The sequence below is a fragment of the Roseovarius sp. A-2 genome (assembly GCF_002072155.1).
Classification (GTDB): Bacteria; Pseudomonadota; Alphaproteobacteria; order Rhodobacterales; family Rhodobacteraceae; genus Roseovarius.
Genome location: NZ_BDIY01000013.1, coordinates 1 through 24,597 on the forward strand (window position 1 = coordinate 1; position 24,597 = coordinate 24,597).

The following is a 24,597-nucleotide window of genomic DNA, read 5'->3' on the forward strand; positions in this document are numbered from 1 at the left end:
ACTGGCCACATGAGGCGACAACGGGCATCAGGCATGCATTCCATTCGATCCGAAGGGGTGGGCGCTCAAGGGTCTCAGTCCCATAGACGGGAAACCATTCCCCATCGGTGACTTCTTCAGCGGCCTGTTAGGGGTCCACCGGCCAGAATGGCGACATGAAATTCACCCAGAGCCCCTATTGAGATACAGACCAAGTAACTTGGCACTGCCGCTTCGGATTTGATTTGGTCTGCGACGTTTCATTATCGATAATGCTGTTTTAGCCGCCGCATCTGGCGGAACCGGATTGCGCCCTCTATTGTCCGTTAGGATTGCGAGGACAAATAATGAATGCCAACGCGGAAACATCGCTATCGGGCGCCGAAAGCCTGAACGCGACAGTTTATGCTGACCTTTGCGTCAAGCTGATCACGGGCGTGTTAAAGCCCGCCGAAGCGGTTTCTGTCCGCAAGCTTGCGGAAAGCTACGGTGTTTCAACGATGCCGGTACGCGAAGCACTCAGGCAACTGGCATCAGAAGGGGCGTTGAACTCTGCCGCACGCAAGGCTTACCGCGTCCCTGACCTGACCACAAAAGAGGCCTCAGACCTTTTCTTTGTCAGGGGCGTTTTAGAGGGGGCCGCTGCGGAAATAGCCGCGCAACGCATCACGGCCAAAACCCTGTCAAGATTGCAGAAATCCGTGGAAAAGACCCATCGTCACCTGGAAGCCCGCGACGCATCCGGGTTTTTACTGGCCAACTACGAGTTTCACAGCACGATCTATCACTGCAGCGACAATAGCGTGCTCGTGCTAAGCATTGACCGCTTATATGTGCAAACAGGTCCGTGGCTTGCGCATGGAATTGAAAATCTGGTGAATGCGGACAACTGGCTTGGGGAACATGAGCTGATCATCGACGCCCTGCGCGATGGAGACGCCAAAACCGCACGCCGGTTGATAGAAGAAGACGCGTTTTGGGGCTGCGAACTTTACCGCCACAACGACTGAGCCCGGCGCTAATGCGCCTGTAAAAAGCCAACCAGCCCCGAGACCCATCCCTTTGCGGGTCGTGGTGCAGACGAGTGATCCTGAGGTTCGTGGTGTAATGACCGCTCCGAGCCCACTTTGATTTGATGTTTCTCGTTAGCAATGCGGAATTCTAATGTATTATTGGAGCACTGAAGACGATTTTCGCGGGAAGAAAAATGTCTAAAAAGTTCAAATCCAGAGAGACGTTGGATCAACTCCTTTCTTCATGTTCCGACACCATGTTTCCTGCCGAAATGGGTGAAGCTCCCGTTAGCATCGATAGCAGAGACAGTGTTGGTGATACCCCATTGCATGTAATGCTTTGGCGAAAAAATACGTATGGAGCACTGTTACTTATCGAGGCAGGTGCCGACTTAAACGCCGTTGGAGACATGTCTGAAACGCCGCTTCATGTCGCCGTAAGCCAAGGAAACATTAAAGTTGTGGAAGCGCTCTTGAAATCTGGTGCGAATCCGGCAGCTAAATCTGAGTTTGGGAAGTCACCCAAAGAAATTGCCGTCGAATTGGGTGGCGAGATGCAACGGTGTTTTGGCAGTCAGTGACTTTATCGTCGTAGTATTGCGAATGGCAACTAAGTCCGCTGAGCTGACAACCGGCGCGAGCGACTCCCGAGATTTCTTCGGGAGCCGCTGATCGATATGGCTTCGCAGTCACAATGGCTTTGGCCCAAGCTTGCAACACGAAATGCAAAGGGCTGGCCCTGAAACTGGTCGCCCACATGGGGCAAACGACTCACTTTTCGCGCACTGCAAACGGCACCGCCCGTCTTTCATTCGATTCATGACTTTCCGACCTACTTTTCCTTTGCTGGTAGTTCCGGGTTGTGCTACCAATCTGTGATCACAGATTGTCAAATACGGAGCAAACAATGCAAGCGACAAAGCCACGTGACGCCCAAGATCTGCGCCAGCACCTGACCGACCTCACCTCAAAATCAAAGGATGACGCCTATAGCATGCCGTCGGATTTCTATACGTCCGAAGCATTCTTGGAACTTGAGAAGGAACAGATTTTCCGCCGCGAATGGGTCTGCATCGGTCATGTCGGAGAGGTCGCCAATCCGGGCGATTTTTACACGACTGAACTGTTGGGAGAGCAGCTTCTGGTCGCGCGCGACGATGAAGGTACGATCAACGTTCTGTCCAATGTTTGCCGTCACCGCGGAAACCTTGTCGTAAACGAAGACAGCGGCAATCGCCGTAGTTTTGTATGCCCCTATCACGCATGGACATACGCGCGCGATGGTGCTCTGAAAACGGCACCTTTGATGAAAAAGGCAAAGGCATTTGATGCGGCCAAATGCAGCCTGCCAAAACTCGCGACAGAGATCTGGAACAACTTCATCTTTGTAAATCTGGACGGCACGGCAAAGCCACTGGCCCCACAATTGGCGTCACTGGACGGTATTTTGCACAATTACCACCACGAACTGCGCAACCTGCTTTTCAAGGAAGACGCTGTTTGGGGTACGAACTGGAAAAACCTGACCGAGAATTTCATGGAAGGGTATCACCTGTTTGCAACCCACCCGAAAACACTCCAGCCGATGACCCCAACGCAGCTGTGCCGCAAAGTCCCCGGCGAAGATCGTTGGACGGCCTATCGATCCTATTACGACCCCGAATTTCCGCCGCGCGGCCCGTTTCATGACGACATGACCGAGGACGAGCAACGCAACAGCGTGTTGTTCAACATCTTCCCCAGCTTTGTGGTGGCTGTGGCCGCGAACTATACGCTCTTCCTTTGTTTGCGTCCCAACGGCGTGGATAAGGTTTCGATCCGCTGGGGTGTATGTGGCCTGAAAACAGACCCGCTCGATCCCGAGGTCGTGGCCTATGTCGATCTGTGCAAAGCTTTCAACGCAGAAGACAAGGAAAAGCTGGAAACTCTGCAGGCGGCCCAAAATACACGTTATTTCGGGGGTGGCCCATTGGCGCCCGACGATCTGGAAGGCACGATCTGGGACTTTCTGAAATATATGGAAGGGATGCTTGGCGCGAAAGACACGCCCATTGCAGCCGAATAAAAAGACATCGCGCGCCCGACCAACGGGCGCGCGATTTTCTTTACAAGAGTGATTTCAGCGCGGTATCCGGCGAGGCAATCATATCAGGAGCAGGGGATTTCCCCGCCTCGATCAGGCGTTTGCCAACCATAAACTCACGCGGCGCATTCATCGCATCCACCGCCAGCAGGTTTACACCCCGATAATACCAATGCGACACAGCGCCGGGTTTGTCGCCTGAACGGGTGACAACGGCATCATAGCCCGTGTTCAACCCGGCAATCTGCAACTTCACATCATACTGGTCAGACCAAAACCACGGTTTGGCGACATAGGGCGCATTGGCCCCCATGATATTCGCGGCAACCGCTTCTGCCTGATCAATAGCGTTTGGCACGCTTTCAAGACGAATGCGCGCCTCACCTAGCGGGAAAGACGCACAATCGCCCGCGGCCCAGATATCCGCCACGGAGGTTTTGCCAAACGCGTCGGTGCTGATTCCGTTGTCGATGGTTAGCCCAGCAGATTGGGCCAGTGCGGTGTTGGGGCGAATGCCGATGCCTGCAATGACAAAATCAACATCCAGCGTTTGCCCGTCACTCAAGACAGCTTGCGTTACCTCGGTGTCGCCCATCAGTTTCGCAAGCCCCACCCCCTCGAGGATATTCACACCGTGGCTTTGATGAAGCGCACGAAAGTAATCCGCGGTTTGTGGCGATGCGACACGTTGCAAGATACGCTCGGCCATTTCGACAACGGTGACATTCAATCCAAGCTTTGCAGCAACGGCGGCCGCTTCCAACCCGATATACCCGCCGCCCACAATCAAGGCACGTTTTCCTGTGGCGAAATGCGGTGCCATCGCATCAATATCGCCAAGTGTTCTGACACAATAAACACCCTTTAGATCGCCGCCAATCTGCGCAGGCAATCGGATCGGGCTTGAGCCTGTTGTAAGGACCAGTGTGTCATAATCCACCTGCTCATCCCCGACCGTCAGACGGCGCGCACCGGGGTCAATGGCCGTTACTGCCCCCCCCATACGCACGGCGATATCCGCTTCATCATAGGCCGATTGCGGACGCAAAAACAGGCGCTCCCGCGTCATATCCCCCAACAGATAGGCCTTGGACAAGGGCGGGCGCTGATACGGCAGGTCAGGCTCGTCGCCGATCAGGGTAATCGCCCCGGTATGCTTGAGGGCGCGCAATTTGAACGCCAAAGCGCTTGCCGCCTGCCCCGCTCCGACAACGACGATATGTTTCATGAAATCTTCCTTCGGCAAGAAGCAGGCGGTTTGATGATCAGAATTCCACCACGGCGCGGATGGATTTGCCCTGATGCATCAGCTCGAACCCCTCGTTGATCTGATCAAGCGTCAACTTGTGCGTGATCATCGGGTCAATCTCGATCTTACCGTTCATGTACCAATCCACGATCTTGGGCACGTCTGTACGGCCCTTGGCCCCACCAAACGCCGTGCCGCGCCAGACACGCCCCGTGACCAATTGGAATGGACGGGTGGAAATCTCGGCCCCCGCTGCGGCCACGCCGATGATGATGCTTTCGCCCCAGCCCTTATGGGCGGCCTCAAGCGCGTCGCGCATGACCTTGGTGTTGCCCGTGGCGTCAAAGGTATAATCAGCCCCACCGCCGGTCAACTCAACCAGATGCGCCACCAGATCACCGTCGATCTTGGAGGGATTCACGAAATCGGTCATCCCGAAATACTTGCCCGTTTCTTCTTTGTCGTCGTTCAGATCAACGCCCACGATCTGATCCGCACCCGCAAGGCGCAGCCCCTGGATCACGTTAAGGCCAATCCCCCCCAGACCAAACACCACGCAACGCGCGCCGATCTCGACCTTGGCCGTGTTGATCACCGCACCAATGCCGGTGGTCACGCCGCAGCCGATGTAACAAATCTTGTCAAACGGCGCGTCCTTGCGCACTTTGGCCAGCGCAATTTCCGGCACAACCGTATGGTTGGCAAAGGTCGAACAGCCCATGTAATGGTGGATCGGCGTGCCATCCAGCATGGAAAACCGCGTCGTGCCATCGGGCAATTGTCCACGCCCTTGGGTGATCCGGATCGCTTGGCACAGGTTGGTTTTCCCGCTCAGGCAATAGTCGCATTCACGGCATTCAGGCGTATAGAGCGGGATCACATGATCGCCCGGCTCCAGCGTCGTGACGCCCTCGCCCACCTCCAACACAATGCCCGCGCCTTCATGGCCGAGGATCGCGGGGAATATCCCTTCGGGGTCGTCGCCAGAGCGGGTGAATTCATCTGTATGGCACAGCCCGGTGGCCTTGATCTCAACCAGGACCTCGCCACGCTTTGGGCCTTCAAGATTGACCTCCATGATTTCAAGCGGTTTACCTGCTTCTACGGCAACGGCGGCGCGGGTTCTCATCATGGGGGATCTCCTCGAATTTTATGTATAGACTTATTTTGATTTAGCATATTAATTAAAGTGCAGGCAGGGTTGGGTCAAGCAGTCTGTTTCAAAAAAGAAGAGGAGGTCATCCGATGCGGATTCTGCACTTGAGCGCCCTGATCGACGTTCCCTGGAAAAACGGTGGCGGCGTCACGCGCAATATCGCCAAGGGGATGCGCCGCGATCACGTGGTCTGGACAATCAGCCGCGCGGATGTGGCGCAGGACGGTGCGTTTTCGGATTTCTCCGGCATGATGCGGGTGCTGACCGTGGTGTCGGGCGGCGCGATGGTGCTCGACACCCCGAGCACCTCGCTGGAGGCAAACCTCTGGGAGCCGGTGCGCTTTGAGGGCGCCCTCAAGGTTCATTCGCGCCTGCAAGACGGCCCGTTGACCGACCTGAACCTGATGTTTGATCCGGCCCTGTGCGAGGGGGATGTGATCACGCACCGAGGGCCGCTTGACCAAATCGCCCGGCGGCCCATGCAGGGTATCCTCGCGTTTCATGTGCTTTCAGGTAATCCGATGATCAACGCGGCGCGACTGAGCACAGGCGACACCGCGTTGATTACAGAAACAGATGCGACACTGACCCTTGCCGACGGCGACGCCCTGCTTGAGATCCGTCTGACCTATCTGGATCAGAGCGATGCCATCAGGCTCTGCATGGCTGAACGATAGGCTGCGGTAATTTCATCGCGCCGGATGTGGCGGCCCGATTGCACAGCATGTCGCCCGGCGGACCAGACATCGGTGACAACCCCATCCTTGGCCGCGAACACCAAACCATCAAGAAGCTGGTCACGGCGCAGGGCACAAAGCGCTGCGGCCTTGCTGTCAATCGCGGCCAGATCGGCCAGCTCACCGACGGCAATCTCACCTGCGCCACGGCCAAGCGCCTGCGCGCCGCCTTTGGCCGCGCCGGTATATAATGTGTCGCCAACCGAGCCTTCGCCAACAACCATCACATTGCGCGCAACGTCACGCAGGCGTTGGGAATATTCCAGGGTGCGCAATTCTTCGGTCAGCGAGATCAGGACGTTTGAATCAGAGCCGATGCCGAATGCGCCCCCGGCCCCGAGATAGGCGGGGCCATTGAACGGCCCGTCGCCAAGGTTGGCCTCGGTCACCGGACAAAGCCCGGCAACCGCGCCGGATCTGGCCATTTCAGTGGTTTCATCCGGCGTCATGTGGGTGGCATGGATCAGGCACCAGTCCGGCGTCACATTCGTATTCGCCAGCAACCACTCGACAGGTCGCGCGCCCAGCCAAGCCTGAATGTCCACAACTTCCTTGGGCTGCTCGGCGATGTGGATGTGAATCGGTCCCGCCGGGTGGGCGCTCAGGACCGAAACCAGATCATCGGGCGATGTGGCGCGCAGGGAATGCGGCGCAATCCCGACGCGGCAATCGGCAGGCAAGTTCGCAACAGCGACCCTGGCCCGCGCCACCAGATCGTTGAACCGATCCACCGTATTGCCAAACCGCGCCTGCCCCGCCTCAAGCGGCACCTGTCCCGCCCCACCATAACTATAGAGAACCGGCAGGTGGGTCAGCCCGATGCCGGTGGTTGCCGCCGCCGCCGCGATGCGCGCCGACAGTTCACCCAAGTCGTCATAGGGCGTTCCGCCGGGTTGGTGATGCAGATAGTGAAACTCGCCGACGCTGGCATAGCCCGCTTCCTGCATCTCCAGAAAGACAAGACCGGCGATGGCTTCGATATGCTCCGGCGTCAGGGTTGCGGTAAATCGATACATCAACTCGCGCCATGTCCAGAAGCTGTCTTTGCCCGCCATGCGATATTCGGTCATCCCCGCCATCGCCCGCTGAAAGCTATGGCTGTGCAGGTTGGCAAGCGCGGGCAACAGCGTATCGACGCACACGTCCGCGGCCTGCGGCTGTTGATCGGTCTCGACCCTGGTGATCCGGCCATTTTCGACCTCAATCCGAACGTTATCGGCCCAACCACCGGGCAGTCTGGCAAGCGATGCAAAGATCATTTGGCTCTCTTTCATTTTTTATGTGTAGACATATTGCACATTAACGCGTACCAGAAAAGGCGAATTCTGACCAATGGTGAATGAAATGACTGAGAATCACAGGGTCTTCGTCGATCTGACTGCTGCGACCATGAGTGCGACGCAAACGGCCTATGGTTTGGTCGAAGATGCGGCCATCGCGGTGAGCGACGGACGGATTGACTGGGTCGGCGCGCGCAACGACCTGCCCACGCAATATGCGGACCTTGAGCAACAATCGCTTGGTGGCCGCCTTGTCACCCCCGGTTTGATCGACTGTCACACTCATATCGTGCATGGTGGTGACCGCGCCGTGGAATTCGAGATGCGCCTGAACGGGGCCAGCTATGAAGAGGTCGCGCGCGCCGGTGGCGGGATCGTGTCCACCGTCAAGGCCACCCGCGCCGCGAGCGAGGATCTATTACTGACCGACGCGCTGCGCCGCGTCGATGTCTTGATGTCCGAGGGTGTGACCAGCATCGAGATCAAATCGGGTTATGGCCTGGATATCGAAACCGAGCTGCGCATGCTGCGCGTCGCCCGCGCGGTCATGGCAAACCGCCGCATCCGCGTAAAGACCACCTTTCTTGGGGCCCACGCGACCCCGGCCGAATATGCCGGGCGCAATGATGCCTATATCGACGAGGTCTGCATCCCGGCCCTGCGCGCGGCGCATGCCGAAGGGCTGGTCGATGCGGTCGACGGGTTCTGCGAAGGCATCGCGTTTCAGCCCGACCAGATCGCCCGCGTCTTCGACGTGGCCCGCGACCTCGGCTTGCCGGTCAAGCTTCATGCCGAGCAATTGTCCAACCTTGGCGGTGCTAAACTGGCGGCGCAATATGGCGCACTGTCTGCTGATCATATCGAGTATCTGGACGAGGATGGTGTCAAGGCGATGGCCAAGGCGGGCACCGTGGCCGTCATCCTGCCCGGCGCGTTCTATACCCTGCGCGAAACGCAAGAGCCGCCGATTGATCTCTTGCGCAAGCACGGCGTGCCGATGGCCCTGGCCACCGATATCAACCCCGGCTCATCGCCACTCAATTCCCTGCTGCTGACGCTGAACATGGGCTGCACCCTGTTTCGCATGACCCCCGAAGAGGCCCTGCGCGGCGCCACCGCAAACGCCGCGCGCGCGCTTGGTTTGACGGATGTCGGCACCATCGCGCCCGGCATGCGCGCCGAAATGGCGGTATGGGATATCAAACACCCTGCCGAACTGGCCTATCGCATCGGCTTCAACCCCCTACATTCCCGCATTTTCGGAGGCATATCGTGACCACACTTACCCTCACCCCCGGCGCTGTCACGCTGGATGATCTGGCCGAAATTTTCTGGAATGAGGCATCGGTGCGCCTTGATCCCGCGTGCCACCCGGCCATTGAACTTGCCCATTCCCGCATCGCAAAGGCGGTTGCCGGGACCGATGCGGTTTATGGCGTTAACACCGGTTTTGGCAAGCTGGCCTCGGTCAAAATCGAATCCAAAGACACCGCCACGCTTCAGCGCAATCTGATCCTGTCCCATTGCTGTGGTGTTGGCCCGGCGATTTCGCGCCGTCATGCGCGTTTGCTGATGGCGCTCAAATTGCTCAGCCTCGGGCGCGGCGCATCCGGTGTGCGGCTGGAGGTTGTCACGCTGATCGAGGCAATGCTGGACAAGGGCGTGACACCGGTCATTCCCGCGCAAGGCTCGGTCGGCGCGTCGGGCGATCTTGCCCCGCTGGCGCATATGGCGGCGGTGATGATGGGCCATGGCGAGGCCGAGTTTGACGGGCAGGTCATGTCCGGAGACAAGGCATTGAAAGCGGCGGGTTTGACCCCGGTCGAGCTTGGCCCGAAAGAAGGGCTCGCGTTGATCAATGGCACACAGTTTTCCACCGCCTTCGCGCTTGCCGGTCTCTTTGGCGCATGGCGTGCTGCCCATTCGGCGCTTGTCACATCGGCCTTGTCGACGGACGCGATCATGGGGTCCACAGCGCCCTTGCAGCCCGAAATCCACGCCCTGCGCGGCCACCCTGGCCAGATAGAGGCGGGCGAAACCATGCGCGCGCTTTTGGCCGGCTCCGAGATCCGCGACAGCCATGTCGTCGATGACGCGCGGGTGCAGGACCCCTATTGCATCCGCTGCCAACCGCAGGTGACCGGCGCGGCGATGGATGTGCTGCGCATGGCGGCGCGCACGCTTGAGATTGAAGCGAATGCCGCCACAGATAATCCGCTTGTTCTGATCGAGGCGGACCTGATCGTGTCGGGCGGCAATTTCCACGCCGAGCCGGTTGGCTTTGCCGCCGATATGATCGCGCTTGCCATCGCCGAGATCGGCGCCATCGCGCAGCGCCGCGTGGCCCTGATTGTCGATCCGGTGCTGAGCTTTAACCTGCCGCCGTTCCTGACGCCCAATCCCGGCCTGAACTCTGGCTACATGATTGCCGAGGTCACCACTGCCGCCCTGATGAGCGAGAACAAGCATCTGGCAAACCCTTGTGTCACCGACAGCACGCCGACCTCTGCCAACCAAGAAGACCACGTCAGCATGGCCGCCCATGGCGCGCGCCGCTTGGGTCAGATGATCGAAAACCTCAATCGTATTCTGGGGGTTGAGCTGCTCTGCGCCGCGCAAGGCATTGATTTCCGCGCCCCGCTGACAACCAGCGAGACCTTGCAGCGCGTTGTTGCACGGGTGCGTCGCGATGTGGCGACACTGGGCCAGGACCGCTACCTCGCGCCTGATCTGGAACGCGCCGCGGTGATGATCGCAGAGGGCGATATCGTCGCCGCCACGGGCGTCGCCATGCCGGGTGTTGCGGCATGAAACCCGTCGAGATTCAACAGGGCGACAGCCCGATTGTTCTGGGCTTGCCGCATACCGGCACCTTTGTGCCCGAGGATATCCTGGCCGACCTGAACCCGCGCGGACGTGGGCTGGATGACACCGACTGGCATATTCACAGGCTCTACGACGGTGTTCTGGCAGGCGCGACCACGGTACGTGCGACCTTCCACCGTTATGTGATTGACGCCAATCGCGACCCGTCAGGCGTCTCGCTCTATCCGGGGCAGAACACCACCGGCTTGGTCCCCCTGACCGATTTTGATGGTCATGACATCTGGGCGACCCCGCCCACCGAAGCAGAGATAGAAGAGCGCCGCGAAACCTTTCACGCGCCCTATCACGCGGCGGTGCAGGCCGAGCTTGAACGGGTGCGCGATCTGCACGGCATCGCGATCTTGTATGATTGCCACTCCATCCGCTCAGGTATTCCGTTCCTGTTTGACGGCACCCTGCCCGACTTCAACATCGGCACCAATCTGGGCAGCACCTGCGCGCCCGAGATTGAAGCGGCCACGCAAGACATTTGCGCCGCTGCCGAGGGCTATACCTCAATCACCAATGGCCGTTTCAAAGGCGGCTGGACCACCCGTCACTATGGCCGCCCCACCGAGGGGTTGCACGCCATCCAGATGGAATTGGCGCAAAGCACCTATCTGAGCGCCGAGACCGCGCCGTGGGGCTATGACGAAGACAAAGCCGCGCGCCTGCGCCCTCACCTCACATCTATTCTGACGAAACTGGCCGCCCTGGCCCCGACCCTGAAAGGCACATCATGAGCGATCCGCGCAAGAACACCCGTGACGTTTTTCCCGCCACCGGCACCGAGTTGACGGCCAAAAGCTGGCTTACCGAAGCGCCGCTGCGGATGTTGATGAACAACCTGCACCCCGACGTCGCCGAAAACCCGCATGAATTGGTGGTTTATGGCGGTATTGGCCGTGCTGCACGCACCTGGAAGGATTACGACATGATCGTCGCCTCGCTGCGCGCGCTGGAGGACGACCAAACCCTTCTGGTGCAATCGGGCAAGCCTGTCGGCGTGTTCCAGACCCACAAGGATGCACCGCGCGTCTTGATCGCGAATTCCAATCTGGTGCCGCATTGGGCCACATGGGATCATTTCAACGAGCTCGATAAAAAGGGTCTGGCCATGTACGGCCAGATGACCGCCGGGTCGTGGATCTACATCGGTAGCCAAGGCATCGTGCAGGGCACATACGAGACCTTTGTCGAGGCGGGCCGCCAGCATTATGATGGCGATCTCAAAGGCAAATGGATCCTCACCGGCGGACTTGGCGGTATGGGCGGCGCACAACCCCTCGCGGCGGTGATGGCCGGGGCCTGCTGTCTGGCGGTCGAGTGCAACCCCGACAGCATTGATTTCCGTCTGCGCACGAAATACGTCGACGAAAAGGCCGAAACGCTGGATGAAGCGCTTGAGATGATCGAACGCTGGACCAAGGCCGGCGAGGCGAAATCCGTGGCCCTGCTCGGCAATGCGGCGGATGTGTTCCCCGAACTGGTCAAACGCGGTGTGCGCCCCGATATCGTCACCGACCAGACCTCGGCGCATGACCCGGTCAACGGCTACCTGCCGCAGGGCTGGACCATGGCGCAATGGAAAGACAAACGCGAAAGCGCGCCGAAAGAGGTCGAAAAGGCCGCACGCGCCAGCATGAAGGTGCAGGTCAAGGCGATGGTCGATTTCCACGCTGCCGGTATTCCGACCGTCGATTACGGCAACAACATCCGCCAGATGGCGCTGGAAGAAGGGCTGGAAAACGCCTTTGATTTCCCCGGCTTCGTGCCCGCCTATATTCGCCCGCTGTTCTGTCGCGGCATCGGCCCGTTCCGGTGGGCCGCCTTGTCGGGCGACCCCGAGGACATCTACAAAACCGACGCCAAAGTGAAAGAGATCCTGGCCGAGGACTCGCATCTGCACAACTGGCTGGATATGGCCCGCGAGCGGATTTCGTTTCAGGGCCTGCCTGCGCGGATCTGCTGGGTTGGTCTGGGCGTGCGCCACAAGCTGGGCCTTGCGTTCAACGAAATGGTGCGCAACGGCGAGCTTAGCGCGCCGATCGTGATTGGCCGCGATCATCTGGATTCAGGCTCGGTTGCCTCGCCCAACCGCGAGACCGAAGCGATGAAGGACGGCTCTGATGCGGTCAGCGACTGGCCTTTGCTCAACGCACTTCTCAACACCGCGTCGGGCGCGACATGGGTGTCGCTGCACCACGGTGGCGGTGTTGGCATGGGCTTTTCACAGCACTCCGGCATGGTGATCTGTTGTGACGGCACCGAGGATGCGGATCGCCGCATCGCACGGGTGTTGTGGAACGATCCCGCAACCGGCGTGATGCGCCACGCCGATGCGGGCTATGACGAGGCGCTCGAGTGCGCCCACGAGAATGGTTTGAACCTGCCGGGAATTCTCTGAAGACTTGCACCGTCGCCCTGTCCCGGCGGCGGTGCCCCTGCCCGTCAATAGCGCGTCGTCATCCGATGCCCGGGGCGATAGGACAGCTTGACATATGTAACGGCCTGCCCCTCCCACCAGGTCGACCGCTCCACGGTGAAAACCGGATCGCCGATCTTGCTGGCAAGATATTGCGACAGGTCCAGATCCACCAGCCCCGCCGAAAAGCTGATCTCGGCGTCGGAAAACGGGATTGTGGCGACCAGCCATTCATTGGGCCCCGTCACCGCAAAATCGGCCTTTTCGGCCTGCGGCAGAACCGCGAGATTGATCCATCTGTCTTCATATTGATAGGGGTCGCCATCGGCGTAATGCATGCACACCAGATGCACAACCCGGCCCCCCGGCGGTAATTTCAACCGCGCCCGGAGCCAGTCAGGCGCCTCCACCACTGAGTGACTGACCAGAGAATAGCGGTACTGCGCGCCCTTTTCCTCGATCTCCCCGCGCACCAGCGGAATATCGAACCGCGCCTGACGGACCGGGCTTTGACGCACCCGCGTGCCCGCCTTGCGACGGCGCTCGATGATGCCATCATCGGCAAGCTCGCGCATGGCACGGTTCACGGTGGCACGGGCACAGCCATATATCCCCGCAAGCTCGATTTCGTTGGGAATAAAACTTCCAGGCCCCCATTCCCCCCTGGTGATCTTTGACAGGATGTCGGTTTTGACGTCTCTATAGGTGACTTTCATAACTGACCAATTCTTTTGCTTTGCGTATAGTTCATTTGCACCTGCGCGATTGTCGTACATCTGCCAGACCCGCCCCCCCCTTTGAAACCGCTTGAAAAGAAAATCTAAACGGTCTCACAGTTGAGCTGCACTTGACGCCGAGTACCAGTTCGCCTCACTCTCCTATTAATCTAGACATAATGCAATCCTCCAAGACAAAAGTGTGCACATGAACTCAATCCTGTCCATCGTCTTCAAACGTTTACTGATTGGTCTGCTGACTCTCTGGATTGTTACGGTCATTATCTTTGCCGCAATCGAAATGCTGCCAGGTGACATCGCAACCGAAATGTTGGGCCAGGCAGCAACCGAAGAAAGCCTTGCGGCGTTTCGCGAAAAATTCGACCTAAACCGCCCGCTTCATGAACGGTATTTCTCTTGGCTGGCGGGGGCCGCAACAGGTGATTTCGGGATATCGCTGGCCAATCAACGCCCGATCTCAGAGTTGATCGGTCAACGCACTGCAAATACTTTTTTCCTGGCTGGCTATGCCGCCGCAATCTCGGTGCCGATTGCCGTCGTATCCGGCATGATGGCCGCGCTTTACAACGGATCGGTGTTTGATCGCCTGCTCTCCAACTCAACGTTGGCGGCGATTTCCTTTCCTGAATTCTTTATCGCCTACATCCTGATCCTCATATTTTCCGTAGGGTTCGGTTGGTTCCCGAGCCTTGCCAATGTCGATGTCGATACGAGCTTGGGCGAGCGATTATACATAACCTTTCTACCGGCAATGACGCTGACGTTGATCGTTCTGGCCTATATGATGCGTATGACGCGGGCCGCGATCCTGAACCTCCTGGCGCTGCCCTATATCGAAATGGCCCACCTCAAGGGTATCAAACGCTGGCGCGTGATCGCCGTGCATGCGCTTCCCAATGCCCTTGCTCCGATCATCAATGTGATCGCGCTGAACCTTGCCTATCTGATTGTCGGCGTGGTTCTGGTCGAGGTGGTGTTTGTCTATCCGGGTCTTGGGCAAACACTGGTGGACGCTGTATCCAAACGCGATGTGACGGTCGTGCAAGCGGCATGTCTGATCTTCGCCGCGACGTACATCCTGCTCAATCTACTGGCAGACATTTTGTCGATCATCGCAAACCCACGCCTTCTACATCCGAGATAACATATGCATAATCTGTTTCTTCAGCTTCGCGATGCGCCTGTTTCGGCCTGGGTCGGCATGTTAATCGTCGCCTTCTACGCGATCATTGCGATTGGCGCGCCGCTGTTTGCCCCTTACGCAGAAAGCGCCTCTGTGGGCGCGCAATATCAACCCTGGACCGCCCCGCATTACCTGGGAACCGACATCTTGGGTCGGGATGTGTTGTCCCGCCTGATATACGGCGCACGCAATACTGTCGGCATTGCGCTGGCGACAACGGCGCTCGCCTTTACGCTTGGGGCGGTTTTCGGGCTTTTGGCGGCGACCATTGGCGGTTGGTTTGACGTGATCGCCTCGCGGGCGGTTGATGTGCTGATGGCGATCCCGCCGCTGATTTTCGCGCTGCTTATCCTCACGATAACAGGCACCTCTGTTGTCGCCCTGATCGTCGTCATCGCCGTGTTGGACAGTACGCGGGTCTTCCGCCTGTCGCGCGCCGTGGCACAGGGGATTTTGACGATGGATTATATCGAAGTCGCACGCATGCGCGGTGAGGGCCTGTTTTGGCTGATCCGCAAAGAGGTCCTGCCCAATGCAGCGGCCCCTTTGATTGCGGAATTTGGCTTGCGGTTTTGTTTTGTGTTTCTGTTTATCTCGGCGCTGTCCTTCCTTGGCCTTGGCATACAGCCCCCAACCGCTGATTGGGGTGGCATGGTGCGTGAAAGTGCAAAGCTGATCTCTTTTGCGAATTTCAGCACATGGCAAACCGCCACCTTTGGCCTTGCGCCCTTGCTCCCCGCCGGGGCCATCGCGTTGCTGACGATTGGCGTGAACCTTGTTGTGGATTGGGTTTTGCATATGTCATCCGGCCTGAAGGAATAAAGCATGTCAGATATTTTGCTCGATATGAAAAATGTCGCCATCGAAGGGTACTCCGACAGGCAATGGAAGCCGATTATCAAAGGCGTCGATCTGAGCCTGAAACGCGGTGAAATTCTGGGCCTGATCGGCGAAAGCGGTGCGGGAAAATCAACACTTGGACTGGCCGCGATGGGCTATACCAAGGGCGGTTGCCGGATCAGCGGCGGGCAAATCATGTTTGACGGCCAAGACCTGACCACCGCCTCGCGCAATTCATTGCGCAAGTTGCGCGGCAAACGCATTGCTTATGTCGCGCAATCGGCCGCCTCGGCGTTCAATCCCGCTTTCAAACTTATCAATCAGTATTGCGAGGCCCCCGTCCAGCATGGCGTCATGTCGAAAGCTCAGGCGCAATCGGACGCGGTGGAGCTTTACCGAAAAATCCGCCTGCCAGATCCCGACACCATCGGGTTTCGCTACCCGCATCAGGTGTCTGGCGGCCAGTTGCAAAGGGCCATGACGGCCATGGCCATGGCCTGCCGACCGGACCTGATCATTTTTGACGAACCGACAACGGCGTTGGATGTCACCACCCAGATCGAGGTTCTGGCCGCCATCCGCGACATCGTTCGCGAATATAATACCGCTGCGATCTATATCACGCATGATCTTGCCGTCGTTGCGCAGATGGCCGACCAGATCAAGGTGCTGCTGCGCGGAGAAGAGGTTGAACAGGCCCCTGCCCGTGAAATGCTCGCCAATCCGCAGCAGACCTATACCAAGTCGTTATGGGCCGTGCGTGACTTTCGCCGGGCACCGCGCCCGCCCCGCGAGGACGGTGAGAGTACTCTGCTGGACGTCAAAGGCATGGATGCGTCCTATGGCACCACCAAAGTGCTGGATAATATCAATCTGACCATCAAGCGCGGCAGCACGGTCGCCGTTGTCGGGGAAAGCGGATCGGGAAAATCCACCCTTGCACGGGTGATCATGGGCCTGCTGCCACCGATTGAAGGCGAAGTCATATACGACGGTGTGCCGCTCCAGAAAGTTGGCGCAAAACGTGCACGCGGGTTGCAGCGTCACCTTCAGATGATCCATCAAATGGCCGATACGGCGCTCAACCCCAAACAGCGGATCAAAGATGTCATCGGCCGCCCCCTGACGTTTTTCCTTGGCCTGAAGGGGGCCGCGAAAGAGGCCCGCATCAGAGAGCTGTTGACGTTGATCGAACTTGACCCCGACGTTTTCATGAACCGCTTTCCATCCGAGCTGTCAGGTGGGCAAAAACAACGTGTCTGTATCGCTCGCGCCTTGGCGGCGGAGCCCGATTTCATCATCTGCGATGAGGTTACTTCGGCATTGGACCAACTGGTCGCAGAAGGAATTTTACGCTTGTTGGACCGCCTGCAACGAGAACTGGATTTGACCTATTTGTTTGTCACGCATGATATTGCGACGGTCCGTTCCATCGCGGATGACGTCGTCGTCATGCAAAACGGAAAGATTGTTGAACAAGGCCCCAAGGACGAGATTTTCGCCCCCCCGCACGCCCCCTATACCGAACTTCTGCTGTCCTCGGTGCCGGAAATGGATCCTGACTGGCTGACGGACCTTCTGGAAGAACGCATGACAGCAGAGCAAAGCCAATGAGCCTGAGGTTTGGAACAGTTCATTCGGCGCTCGATCTTCGCGCAGAAGGGAAACGCGCCGACGTTTTTGCCTTTACCCATTCAGACAACCGATACGGATTTTCATCCATTCAATCGCCCCTTGCCGTCATCTGTGGCGGTGAAGGCCCGACAGCCTTGGTTTGCGGCGGCAATCACGGTGACGAATACGAAGGCCAGATCATCGTGCGGCGGTTGTTCGAGATGCTGGAAGCCAGCGATCTGAACGGGCGTCTGATCCTTGCGCCCTCTCTGAACATGCCAGCGGTTCAATCCGTAAGCCGGACGTCGCCGCTGGATGGCGGTAACCTGAACCGTTCGTTCACTGGCCTGGCCTTTGCGGGGCCAACCCAGGACATCGCCGGATTTGTAACCACGCATCTCATATCAGAGGCCGATCTTGCGATCGACATCCATTCGGGTGGCAAAATCTCGAACTATCTGGATACGGCTTATTTTTGCCTTTCCGGCGATCCCGCACAAAATGCCCAGACCCGTGAGCTCTCCTGCGTTATGGGCTTGCCCTATACGATGGTTGTGCCGGCCAGCGACACAAATGGCGATTTCGACAGTAAGGCACATGCCGTCGGCTGCGCGATGATTTCGTGTGAGCTGGGCGGAGAGGCGAAAGTCTCGTTGCAGTCACTGGAAAGAGGATGGCACGGCGTGCTGAGGCTGCTGGTGCATCAAGGCGTCCTTCGCGCGCAGGCTGCGGAACGGCTGGGCATGCCCCCTTCCCCCCAGACAACCTTTATCGACCTGGGTGAGAACGTGCAGTATGTCACGGCGCAATCCTATGGCATGATGGAGCCCCTGGTATGCCTTGGGGATCGGGTTGCAAAAGGTCAGGCGCTTATGCAGCTACGCGATCTCTATAAGATGGATGCAACGCCGCAGGTTTTGACCAGTGCATGTGAGGGCATTGTTTCAATCGTGCGGACCACGCCGATTGTCACACCGGGAGACCACCTATGCGTGATCTGCCCGGAGCTTTCGAGTGAGGGCTTAGAGGCTCAGATAGCAGCCGCCACGACCTGAGGCGTCAGATATCCAACACCACGGCGCCTTTGGGCCGAGAACAGCAAATCAAGACTTGCCCTTCTTCGGGTTGAATCAAGGGCTCTTCAAAATATTCGACGGTGCCCGAGACCAATGTACACTTACAGCTATTGCAAATGCCTGACCGGCAGCTGAATTCAGGATTCAGCCCCGCATTTTCGGCCAGTTCAAGCAATGAACCCGCGAAACCGTCCCATTCGGCCGAGGTGTTTGATTTGCGAAATGTCACTTCGCCTTGTGACGGCGTGCCGGTGTGTTTCGCCCCCTCATCCGCCGCGGCCCATGCGTCGGGGTCGGTCAAGAACGTCAACGCCTGAATAGTCGGGGCAGCACGTGATGCAGCCTTGCGAATGTCGGGTTTCACCAACAGCTGATCCAACGATTTTGCCTTGCCGAAGAACTCATAGGCGATGCGCCCCTTGGGCACGCCCACGTCCTGGAGTAATTGATACATCGCCACCATGAAAGGCGTCGGTCCACACAGATAGACCTCGTAATCGTCGACGGGCAGATTGTTCTGCAAGAAGGCCTTGTCGATCACACCCTGGGCGTCAAAGCTTTGGGCGGCACGGTCTGCTTCATCGGGTGTCCGATAGACGAAACGCGCTCTGATACGGTCATTGACACAGGCCAGAACCTCGTCGCGCAAGGCGTGAACCCGGCCATTTTCACAGGCATGCAGGAAATATACGTCACGACCGCTGTCGCGCAGACGGTGCAGCATGGACACCATCGGCGTCAGCCCCACCCCGCCCGACAATAGGAGCACCGGGCGGTTGCTGGATTCATCCAGCACGAACGCGCCGCGCGGGGCTGCAATATCAATGATCTGGCCAACCTCGACCTGATCGTGGAGCCAGCAGGACCCCACTCCGTCCGGCGCGCCGTTCAGCCCGGCCTCGCGTTTCACGGTGATCCGGTGGTGGCGCGTCTCTGACGGATCGCAGGACACCGAATAGGTCTTGAGCACCGGATCGCCGTCCCCCGGCATCCGCAGGGTCAGATACTGCCCCGGCTTCACCTCCCAGACAGGCGCGCCATCGGTTGGCTCAAGGTAGAACGAGGTGATGATGTCGCTTTCGGCAACCTTGTCCGCCACGCGGAATTCACGAAATCCGACGACCATCTTACTGGCTCAACTTAGCGTCAACCATCGCCTCTTCGGCGATCATTGCTTCCAACTGGCGGCGGAACCGCAGCTGACCTGCATCAATGCCAAGATCAATGTGCGGCGATGTTTTCTCATCCATCCCGATCTGGACCTGATCGAGCACTGCGCGATCTTCTTCAAAGGCGTTGCGAACATCTTCGCTCATCATCTTTGACAGCTCTTCGTCGTCTGGCCGGATATTGCGCAACTGGAACCAGTAATAGCGGGTCTCGGTCTCGGTCGTGGGGGTCATGAAGTTATAGCTGTCCATGACAAACGTTTTTTCATGCAGTGTGCCATCGACGCCCCCGGTGCCCGCAGGGGTAAACACCGCGCGGATCAACGCGTGACTGGGATAGCGCACCTCGTAATGCTGAAGCCGGTCGCAATTGCCCTCGAATTCCACGACCTTTTTGTAAAACGGCGCAGGCTCGTGATCCATCATCCAACGGTGAACGATCACGCCCGTATCAGTCTTGGTCACCCGGAGCGGAGCATCCTTCGTCTCGGCCGACGCAAAGGACGTCTCATGCACCCAGGCCACATGCGTGGGGTCCAGCAGGTTGTCGCACATCAGTAGGTAATTGCAGTTCAGCTCCATCGCCGCGCCGCGGTTGATGCCCCACTCGGGGCTGTCGAAATTGGGGATGTCGATGATATCTTCGGGGTCCGCGATTGCCGCGTTGCCCATCCAGATCCAGATCAGCCCGTATTTCTCATGCACCGGATAGGGGCGCACGCGCGCCGCCGACGGGATGCGCCCGCCGCCCGGCGCCCAGACGCATTGGCCCGCACAATCAAACGTCAGCCCGTGATAGCCGCATTCCACGGTATCGCCCTTGATCCGCCCCTTGGAAAGAGGCAGCTTGCGATGCGGACAGGCATCCTCCATCGCGATCACTTCGCCGTCGCTGTTGCGAAACATGCAGATCTTTTCGCCCAGCACTTTGACTTGTTTGAGATCGTTGACGATTTCATCGCTCCACGCGGCGACGTACCATGCATTCTTGAGAAACATATGACTTCCTAGCTGACGTGTTGGCTTTGATCGGGCTGACGATACATCCGCTCAAGCTTCAAAAAAACCGAGGCTGCACGGCCTATTGTTTAGATTTTCTAACCGTTTACATTTTTTGCTTCCGCCAGAAGCCAATTTAGAAACTCTCGGGGTTTTTCCTTTTCCAGCATCGCCGCCCCCCAGCAGACATAATAAGGTTCGGGCATTTCGATCGATTCCTGAGATATCCGGATCAAACGTCCCAACCCGATATCAACAGACGCAAAGGACGATTGCGCCAAGGCAATTCCCTGCCCGCTTACCACGGATTCCAGCGCAGAGCCGGATAGCGAATGTATGCTGGTGGGCTTTCGCGTTGGCTGGGGAAGACCTTGCGCGGCAAGCCATGTCCCCAACTTGGGCACAGAGGTAAAGGACGGGCCCCAATCAATATCAACCCACGGCAGGTCAGCCAGTTTTGACGGTTCAAGTGCCTCGGGATTGTTTTTTAAAAACTCAGGTGAACAAACCGGAAAGCACACATCATGAAATAATGCGCGCGCATGTGGAAATACATTCGAAACCTTGCCATAGGTCAGACGGAACATGTGATCAAGAAATGCCGGCTCCGGCTCTTCATGGGTTGCCTCCAACCTGATCGAGACCCCCTCACTACGCGCTTCGAAACTGTGCAATCGAGGTTGCAGCCATTTCAATAAGAGTGTCGGCAACCCCGAAACGTTAATGTCCAATGAGGATTTTTGCTGCGCCAATAGCGTCTGAGCGCGCCGTAGCTTTTCAAATCCTTCGGAGACAACGAGATGGTAGGATCTTGCCTTGGGCACCAATGAGGCACGCCGCCCATCTTTCATGATGAGTTGCATTTGCAAATGATCTTCGAGTAATTTGAGCTGTTGACTGATCGCGCCCGGAGTAACGCCTAATTCTTGTGCAGCTCCGTTGACCGATGCAAGCCTCCCGAAACTTTCAAATGCTTGCAATGCACGTAAAGGTGGCAGATTAGATCGCATTTTGCCCCAAATAGCCTGTTTTGCAACGTTACGCCAGCGATACTAAACAGTAACTCTCCAAAACTGATTTGTCACCCGTAATGTTGCCCCATACCGTATTAAGCGTAGACATAATAGCAGCCAGCAAGAAAACGTTCGCCCTCAAGGGCCACATAATCCAGCAGGAGATCATCCATGACTTTTACAACAAACCGACGCAACCTGTTGCTCGGCGCCAGCGCACTTGGTGCAACGACCCTTCTGGGGGTTTCAGGCCAACCGCTCCGCGCAGCGACACCCTCGCAAGGCGGCACATTGCGCATTGGCAACGGCAGATTTGATTCCGGTGAAACGCTTGATCCGCAAGCAACCGAAACATCCTTCATGCAGAACCTCCAATGGCAAATTCGTAACAACCTGGTCGAGGTAGGCGCAGGCGGCGTTCTGGTGCCCGAGCTTGCGACCAGCTGGGATTCAAATGACGACCTGACAGTCTGGACGTTCCAGATTCGCGAAGGGGTAGAGTTCCATAATGGCAAGACGATGGACGCGGATGATGTTGTCTTCTCGATCAACCTCCACCGTGGAGAGGCGTCGTATTCACAGGTCAAATCCCTCGTCTCTGTCATCAGTGACGTCAAGGCGACGGCACCAAACGAAGTAACCTTCACCCTGGACAAGCCCAATGCAGGTTTTCCCGCCCTTTTGTCGGTGACTTGTTTGTATATCGTTCCCGCAGGCGACACGAACTTTGACGCAGGCATCGGCACTGGTCCTTACATTCTGGAATCTTATGAACCCGGAGTGAAATCTGTCGTTCGCAAGAATCCCAACTACTGGAAAGAAGGCCGCGGTCATTTTGACTCAGTTGAAATGCTGGCCATTCGCGACGTGAACGCGCGGACGACCGCGCTGCAAACCGGGCAAATTGATGTGATGAACGCGGTCGACCCGACCACAGCCAACCTATTGTCCATGTTGCCCGGTATTGACCTGCTTCAGACACAGGGAAAGGTGCATTACGCCTTTAGCATGCTCACAACCGATCCGTTGTTTTCCGATGTTCGTGTGCGCAAAGCGATGAAGCTCTCGATCAACCGTCAGGACATGGTCGACAAGATGCTGAACGGGTATGGCTCGATTGCCAACGACCAACCTATTTCCTCCGCTTACCCGTACTATGACCCGGATCAGGTACAGAATGAATATGATCCTGAGCAGGCGAAATCGCTGTTGAAAGCCGCCGGGGCCGAAGGATTGACGACCACGTTGCACGCGTCGAACACACCCTTCACAGGTGCGGTTGAGGCCGCCCAATTGTTCAGTGAACACGCCTCTGCATCAGGCATCACAATCAACGTCTCGCGTGAACCTGACGATGGCTACTGGTCCAACATCTGGATGAAAAAACCCTTCTTTGCATCACGCTGGTCTGGCCGTGCGACTGAAGATCTCATGCTGACGCTGGCCTATTCACGTGAATCCCGGGGCGATTACAACGAAACCAACTGGGATAATGACGCATTCAACCTTGCATTGACTGCCGCGCGTTCGGAAAAAGACGAAGCCAAGCGCCGTGCCCTTTATGCAGAGTGCCAGATGCTTGTCAGCGATAATGGAGGCATGATTGCCCCCGTTTGGGCGGACATCCTTGATGCGAAATCCAACAAGGTCTCCACCGGCGACGCAATCTCAGGCGACTGGGATCTGGACGGCGACCGCTGCGCAGAGCGTTGGTGGTTCAACGCCTAAAATATGAACCACACATGTTGCGGGCCGCGCTTCATCGCGGCCCGCAAGCGCTTTCAAACCACCGGGAACCCATAGAAATGCGTAATAACCTCCCCGCCCTTCTTGATGTTTTGCGGGTCCAGTTCGCAGATCGCGTCCTGTCATCGAACGCAGCACGTGAACAACATGGCAGCGGAGAAAGCCATCTGCCCGCAGCATGGCCTGACGCCGTCGTTATGGCGCACACAACCCAAGAGGTGTCTGACGTATTGCGCGCCTGCACCAAGCACCATGTGCCTGTCATACCGTTTGGCGCGGGGTCGTCTCTGGAGGGGCAAATTCACGCGCCACACGGCGGAATCAGCATTGATATGTCGGCGATGGACAAGGTTATCTCGGTACATGATGCAGACATGGATTGTACCGTGCAATGCGGCGTCACCCGTCAAGCATTGAACGAACATCTGCGCGCGACCGGGTTGTTCTTTCCGGTCGATCTGGGCGCGCATGCAAGCTTGGGTGGGATGGCGGCAACGCGTGCCTCTGGTACGACAACAGTGCGCTATGGCTCCATGCGCGATCTTGTTCTGGGCCTCACCGTCGTTATGCCCGATGGCGAAATCATTCGTACCGGAAGCCGCGCCCGAAAATCATCTGCGGGCTACGATCTGACGCGATTGTTTGTCGGATCAGAAGGCACATTGGGTATCATAACGGAATTAAGCCTGCGCCTGTTTGGAATTCCGGAAGCGACACAAACCGCCATGTGTAGTTTCAACTCAATCGAAGATGCCACGGAAACAGTTGTGATGGCGTTGCAATGCGGCCTTGCGCTCAACCGGATAGAGCTGGCCGACACGCTGCAAATGCAAGCGACCAACCGATACTCCCACACGGCCCTCCCTGAATGCCCCACGATTTGGGTGGAAATGACCGGATCGCCCGCAACGGTTGAGAATGATATGGCCACCTTTGAGGGCCTAGCAGAGACAGCACGGCAGATTGACCGCGCGACAACTGCCGATGACGCCACCCGCATCTGGCGGGTCCGACATGACGCTCTCTATGCCGCGCGGGCGTTGCGCCCTGGCATCAAAGGGATATCCACTGACGTTTGCGTGCCGATCTCACAACTGCCCGCCTGTGTCAGCGCAATCCAAGAGGTCATCGCAACGACCTCTATTCAAGCCCCCTTGGTGGGTCATGTCGGGGACGGGAATTTTCATCTCGTTCTGCTCTACGACCCTGAAAGTGAAACCGAAGTCCGCGAAGCGCGCCACATCAATTCCAGTCTCGTTGAAATGGCGATTGAAATGGGCGGCACCTGCACCGGTGAACACGGCGTCGGCTTGGGGAAAAAGCCCTATCTGCAAGCAGAGCACGGCCCTGCCCTTGGCGTCATGGCCCGCATCAAAAAGGCCATCGACCCCGACAACATCATGAACCCCGGCAAAATTTTCGATCTTTAACAA

Annotated in this window: 21 protein-coding genes; 14 read left to right on the top strand and 7 right to left on the bottom strand. The window is 57.7% G+C overall.

Features of this window, described 5'->3' with window-relative positions; all coding sequences use genetic code 11:
* The first annotated feature begins 326 nt into the window (after positions 1 to 326).
* The 3 genes from BHD06_RS14275 to BHD06_RS14285 all read left to right on the top strand — a co-directional run bounded on the left by BHD06_RS14275 (position 327) and on the right by BHD06_RS14285 (position 3,057).
* Entirely contained in the window at positions 327 to 989 is a 663-nt protein-coding gene (locus BHD06_RS14275; protein WP_080457654.1) for a GntR family transcriptional regulator, read from the top strand.
* 197 nt (positions 990 to 1,186) lie between these two features.
* On the top strand, positions 1,187 to 1,573 hold the full coding sequence (locus tag BHD06_RS14280; protein WP_080457655.1) for an ankyrin repeat domain-containing protein: 387 nt from the start codon (positions 1,187 to 1,189) through the stop codon (positions 1,571 to 1,573).
* A 326-nt stretch (positions 1,574 to 1,899) separates the two neighbouring features.
* The gene (locus BHD06_RS14285; protein ID WP_080457656.1) at positions 1,900 to 3,057 is read left to right on the top strand and encodes an aromatic ring-hydroxylating dioxygenase subunit alpha; all 1,158 of its coding nucleotides are present in this window, start codon (positions 1,900 to 1,902) and stop codon (positions 3,055 to 3,057) included.
* Between the two features lie 40 nt (positions 3,058 to 3,097).
* Here the strand turns inward: BHD06_RS14285 and BHD06_RS14290 are convergent, their stop codons facing one another.
* A complete protein-coding gene (locus tag BHD06_RS14290; protein WP_080457657.1) occupies positions 3,098 to 4,303 on the bottom strand; it encodes an NAD(P)/FAD-dependent oxidoreductase in 1,206 nt (401 codons plus the stop codon).
* Positions 4,304 to 4,340: 37 nt separating this feature from the next.
* On the bottom strand, positions 4,341 to 5,453 hold the full coding sequence (locus tag BHD06_RS14295; RefSeq protein ID WP_080457725.1) for an S-(hydroxymethyl)glutathione dehydrogenase/class III alcohol dehydrogenase: 1,113 nt from the start codon (positions 5,451 to 5,453) through the stop codon (positions 4,341 to 4,343).
* 116 nt (positions 5,454 to 5,569) lie between these two features.
* On the opposite strand from BHD06_RS14295, the gene BHD06_RS14300 reads away from it, so the two are divergent.
* The gene (locus tag BHD06_RS14300) at positions 5,570 to 6,157 is read left to right on the top strand and encodes a HutD family protein (RefSeq protein WP_080457658.1); all 588 of its coding nucleotides are present in this window, start codon (positions 5,570 to 5,572) and stop codon (positions 6,155 to 6,157) included.
* Here BHD06_RS14300 and BHD06_RS14305 read toward each other — a convergent pair.
* A complete protein-coding gene (locus BHD06_RS14305) occupies positions 6,118 to 7,476 on the bottom strand; it encodes a formimidoylglutamate deiminase (RefSeq protein WP_176214362.1) in 1,359 nt (452 codons plus the stop codon). The genes BHD06_RS14300 and BHD06_RS14305 overlap by 40 nt on opposite strands.
* 85 nt (positions 7,477 to 7,561) lie before the next feature.
* On the opposite strand from BHD06_RS14305, the gene hutI reads away from it, so the two are divergent.
* From hutI to hutU, 4 genes are read left to right on the top strand one after another with little or no spacing between them, the layout of a single operon-like run.
* Positions 7,562 to 8,773 carry an imidazolonepropionase gene (hutI, locus tag BHD06_RS14310; RefSeq protein ID WP_080457726.1) on the top strand — a complete coding sequence of 404 codons (1,212 nt, stop codon included), beginning with the start codon at positions 7,562 to 7,564 and terminating at the stop codon, positions 8,771 to 8,773.
* Positions 8,770 to 10,308: a histidine ammonia-lyase gene (gene hutH, locus BHD06_RS14315; RefSeq protein ID WP_080457660.1), complete on the top strand. Its 1,539-nt coding sequence runs from the start codon at positions 8,770 to 8,772 to the stop codon at positions 10,306 to 10,308. Before hutI ends, hutH begins: the two co-directional genes overlap by 4 nt.
* On the top strand, positions 10,305 to 11,105 hold the full coding sequence (gene hutG, locus BHD06_RS14320) for an N-formylglutamate deformylase (RefSeq protein ID WP_080457661.1): 801 nt from the start codon (positions 10,305 to 10,307) through the stop codon (positions 11,103 to 11,105). Before hutH ends, hutG begins: the two co-directional genes overlap by 4 nt.
* A complete protein-coding gene (gene hutU / locus BHD06_RS14325) occupies positions 11,102 to 12,769 on the top strand; it encodes a urocanate hydratase (protein WP_080457662.1) in 1,668 nt (555 codons plus the stop codon). Before hutG ends, hutU begins: the two co-directional genes overlap by 4 nt.
* A gap of 44 nt (positions 12,770 to 12,813) precedes the next feature.
* Here the strand turns inward: hutU and BHD06_RS14330 are convergent, their stop codons facing one another.
* Positions 12,814 to 13,503, bottom strand: a complete 690-nt coding sequence (locus BHD06_RS14330) for a UTRA domain-containing protein (protein WP_080457663.1) — start codon at positions 13,501 to 13,503, stop codon at positions 12,814 to 12,816.
* Between the two features lie 208 nt (positions 13,504 to 13,711).
* Here BHD06_RS14330 and BHD06_RS14335 point away from each other — a divergent pair, with 208 nt between their 5' ends.
* Genes BHD06_RS14335 through BHD06_RS14350 form a run of 4 tightly spaced genes read left to right on the top strand, consistent with a single transcriptional unit; the run spans position 13,712 to position 18,216 of the window.
* Positions 13,712 to 14,668, top strand: a complete 957-nt coding sequence (locus BHD06_RS14335) for an ABC transporter permease (protein ID WP_080457664.1) — start codon at positions 13,712 to 13,714, stop codon at positions 14,666 to 14,668.
* A 57-nt stretch (positions 14,669 to 14,725) separates the two neighbouring features.
* Positions 14,726 to 15,529 carry an ABC transporter permease gene (locus BHD06_RS14340; RefSeq protein WP_080457727.1) on the top strand — a complete coding sequence of 268 codons (804 nt, stop codon included), beginning with the start codon at positions 14,726 to 14,728 and terminating at the stop codon, positions 15,527 to 15,529.
* 3 nt (positions 15,530 to 15,532) lie between these two features.
* A complete protein-coding gene (locus BHD06_RS14345) occupies positions 15,533 to 17,161 on the top strand; it encodes an ABC transporter ATP-binding protein (RefSeq protein ID WP_080457665.1) in 1,629 nt (542 codons plus the stop codon).
* Positions 17,158 to 18,216 (top strand): succinylglutamate desuccinylase/aspartoacylase family protein, encoded by a 1,059-nt coding sequence (locus tag BHD06_RS14350; protein ID WP_080457666.1) that lies wholly within the window; start codon positions 17,158 to 17,160, stop codon positions 18,214 to 18,216. Before BHD06_RS14345 ends, BHD06_RS14350 begins: the two co-directional genes overlap by 4 nt.
* A gap of 4 nt (positions 18,217 to 18,220) precedes the next feature.
* On the opposite strand, the gene BHD06_RS14355 is transcribed toward BHD06_RS14350, so the two are convergent.
* The 3 genes from BHD06_RS14355 to BHD06_RS14365 all read right to left on the bottom strand — a co-directional run bounded on the left by BHD06_RS14355 (position 18,221) and on the right by BHD06_RS14365 (position 21,415).
* Complete coding sequence (locus BHD06_RS14355; protein ID WP_080457667.1) at positions 18,221 to 19,363, bottom strand: 2Fe-2S iron-sulfur cluster-binding protein; 1,143 nt, start codon at positions 19,361 to 19,363, stop codon at positions 18,221 to 18,223.
* Position 19,364: 1 nt separating this feature from the next.
* On the bottom strand, positions 19,365 to 20,405 hold the full coding sequence (locus BHD06_RS14360; RefSeq protein WP_080457668.1) for an aromatic ring-hydroxylating dioxygenase subunit alpha: 1,041 nt from the start codon (positions 20,403 to 20,405) through the stop codon (positions 19,365 to 19,367).
* A 98-nt stretch (positions 20,406 to 20,503) separates the two neighbouring features.
* The gene (locus BHD06_RS14365) at positions 20,504 to 21,415 is read right to left on the bottom strand and encodes a LysR substrate-binding domain-containing protein (protein WP_080457669.1); all 912 of its coding nucleotides are present in this window, start codon (positions 21,413 to 21,415) and stop codon (positions 20,504 to 20,506) included.
* A 174-nt stretch (positions 21,416 to 21,589) separates the two neighbouring features.
* Here BHD06_RS14365 and BHD06_RS14370 point away from each other — a divergent pair, with 174 nt between their 5' ends.
* Together BHD06_RS14370 and BHD06_RS14375 are read left to right on the top strand one after the other, a co-directional pair.
* Positions 21,590 to 23,146, top strand: a complete 1,557-nt coding sequence (locus tag BHD06_RS14370; RefSeq protein ID WP_080457670.1) for an ABC transporter substrate-binding protein — start codon at positions 21,590 to 21,592, stop codon at positions 23,144 to 23,146.
* Between the two features lie 77 nt (positions 23,147 to 23,223).
* Positions 23,224 to 24,594: an FAD-binding oxidoreductase gene (locus BHD06_RS14375; RefSeq protein WP_139784751.1), complete on the top strand. Its 1,371-nt coding sequence runs from the start codon at positions 23,224 to 23,226 to the stop codon at positions 24,592 to 24,594.
* Positions 24,595 to 24,597: the final 3 nt, after the last annotated feature.

What these genes read in the sequence shown, in the direction of transcription:
- BHD06_RS14275 (WP_080457654.1), top strand. Translation starts at nt 327, where the DNA reads ATGAATGCCAACGCGGAAACATCGCTATCGGGCGCCGAAAGCCTGAAC.
- BHD06_RS14280 (WP_080457655.1), top strand. Translation starts at nt 1,187, where the DNA reads ATGTCTAAAAAGTTCAAATCCAGAGAGACGTTGGATCAACTCCTTTCT.
- BHD06_RS14285 (WP_080457656.1), top strand. Translation starts at nt 1,900, where the DNA reads ATGCAAGCGACAAAGCCACGTGACGCCCAAGATCTGCGCCAGCACCTG.
- BHD06_RS14290 (WP_080457657.1), bottom strand. Translation starts at nt 4,303, where the DNA reads ATGAAACATATCGTCGTTGTCGGAGCGGGGCAGGCGGCAAGCGCTTTG.
- BHD06_RS14295 (WP_080457725.1), bottom strand. Translation starts at nt 5,453, where the DNA reads ATGAGAACCCGCGCCGCCGTTGCCGTAGAAGCAGGTAAACCGCTTGAA.
- BHD06_RS14300 (WP_080457658.1), top strand. Translation starts at nt 5,570, where the DNA reads ATGCGGATTCTGCACTTGAGCGCCCTGATCGACGTTCCCTGGAAAAAC.
- BHD06_RS14305 (WP_176214362.1), bottom strand. Translation starts at nt 7,476, where the DNA reads ATGATCTTTGCATCGCTTGCCAGACTGCCCGGTGGTTGGGCCGATAAC.
- hutI (WP_080457726.1), top strand. Translation starts at nt 7,562, where the DNA reads ATGACTGAGAATCACAGGGTCTTCGTCGATCTGACTGCTGCGACCATG.
- hutG (WP_080457661.1), top strand. Translation starts at nt 10,305, where the DNA reads ATGAAACCCGTCGAGATTCAACAGGGCGACAGCCCGATTGTTCTGGGC.
- hutU (WP_080457662.1), top strand. Translation starts at nt 11,102, where the DNA reads ATGAGCGATCCGCGCAAGAACACCCGTGACGTTTTTCCCGCCACCGGC.
- BHD06_RS14330 (WP_080457663.1), bottom strand. Translation starts at nt 13,503, where the DNA reads ATGAAAGTCACCTATAGAGACGTCAAAACCGACATCCTGTCAAAGATC.
- BHD06_RS14335 (WP_080457664.1), top strand. Translation starts at nt 13,712, where the DNA reads ATGAACTCAATCCTGTCCATCGTCTTCAAACGTTTACTGATTGGTCTG.
- BHD06_RS14340 (WP_080457727.1), top strand. Translation starts at nt 14,726, where the DNA reads ATGTTAATCGTCGCCTTCTACGCGATCATTGCGATTGGCGCGCCGCTG.
- BHD06_RS14345 (WP_080457665.1), top strand. Translation starts at nt 15,533, where the DNA reads ATGTCAGATATTTTGCTCGATATGAAAAATGTCGCCATCGAAGGGTAC.
- BHD06_RS14350 (WP_080457666.1), top strand. Translation starts at nt 17,158, where the DNA reads ATGAGCCTGAGGTTTGGAACAGTTCATTCGGCGCTCGATCTTCGCGCA.
- BHD06_RS14355 (WP_080457667.1), bottom strand. Translation starts at nt 19,363, where the DNA reads ATGGTCGTCGGATTTCGTGAATTCCGCGTGGCGGACAAGGTTGCCGAA.
- BHD06_RS14360 (WP_080457668.1), bottom strand. Translation starts at nt 20,405, where the DNA reads ATGTTTCTCAAGAATGCATGGTACGTCGCCGCGTGGAGCGATGAAATC.
- BHD06_RS14365 (WP_080457669.1), bottom strand. Translation starts at nt 21,415, where the DNA reads ATGCGATCTAATCTGCCACCTTTACGTGCATTGCAAGCATTTGAAAGT.
- BHD06_RS14370 (WP_080457670.1), top strand. Translation starts at nt 21,590, where the DNA reads ATGACTTTTACAACAAACCGACGCAACCTGTTGCTCGGCGCCAGCGCA.
- BHD06_RS14375 (WP_139784751.1), top strand. Translation starts at nt 23,224, where the DNA reads ATGCGTAATAACCTCCCCGCCCTTCTTGATGTTTTGCGGGTCCAGTTC.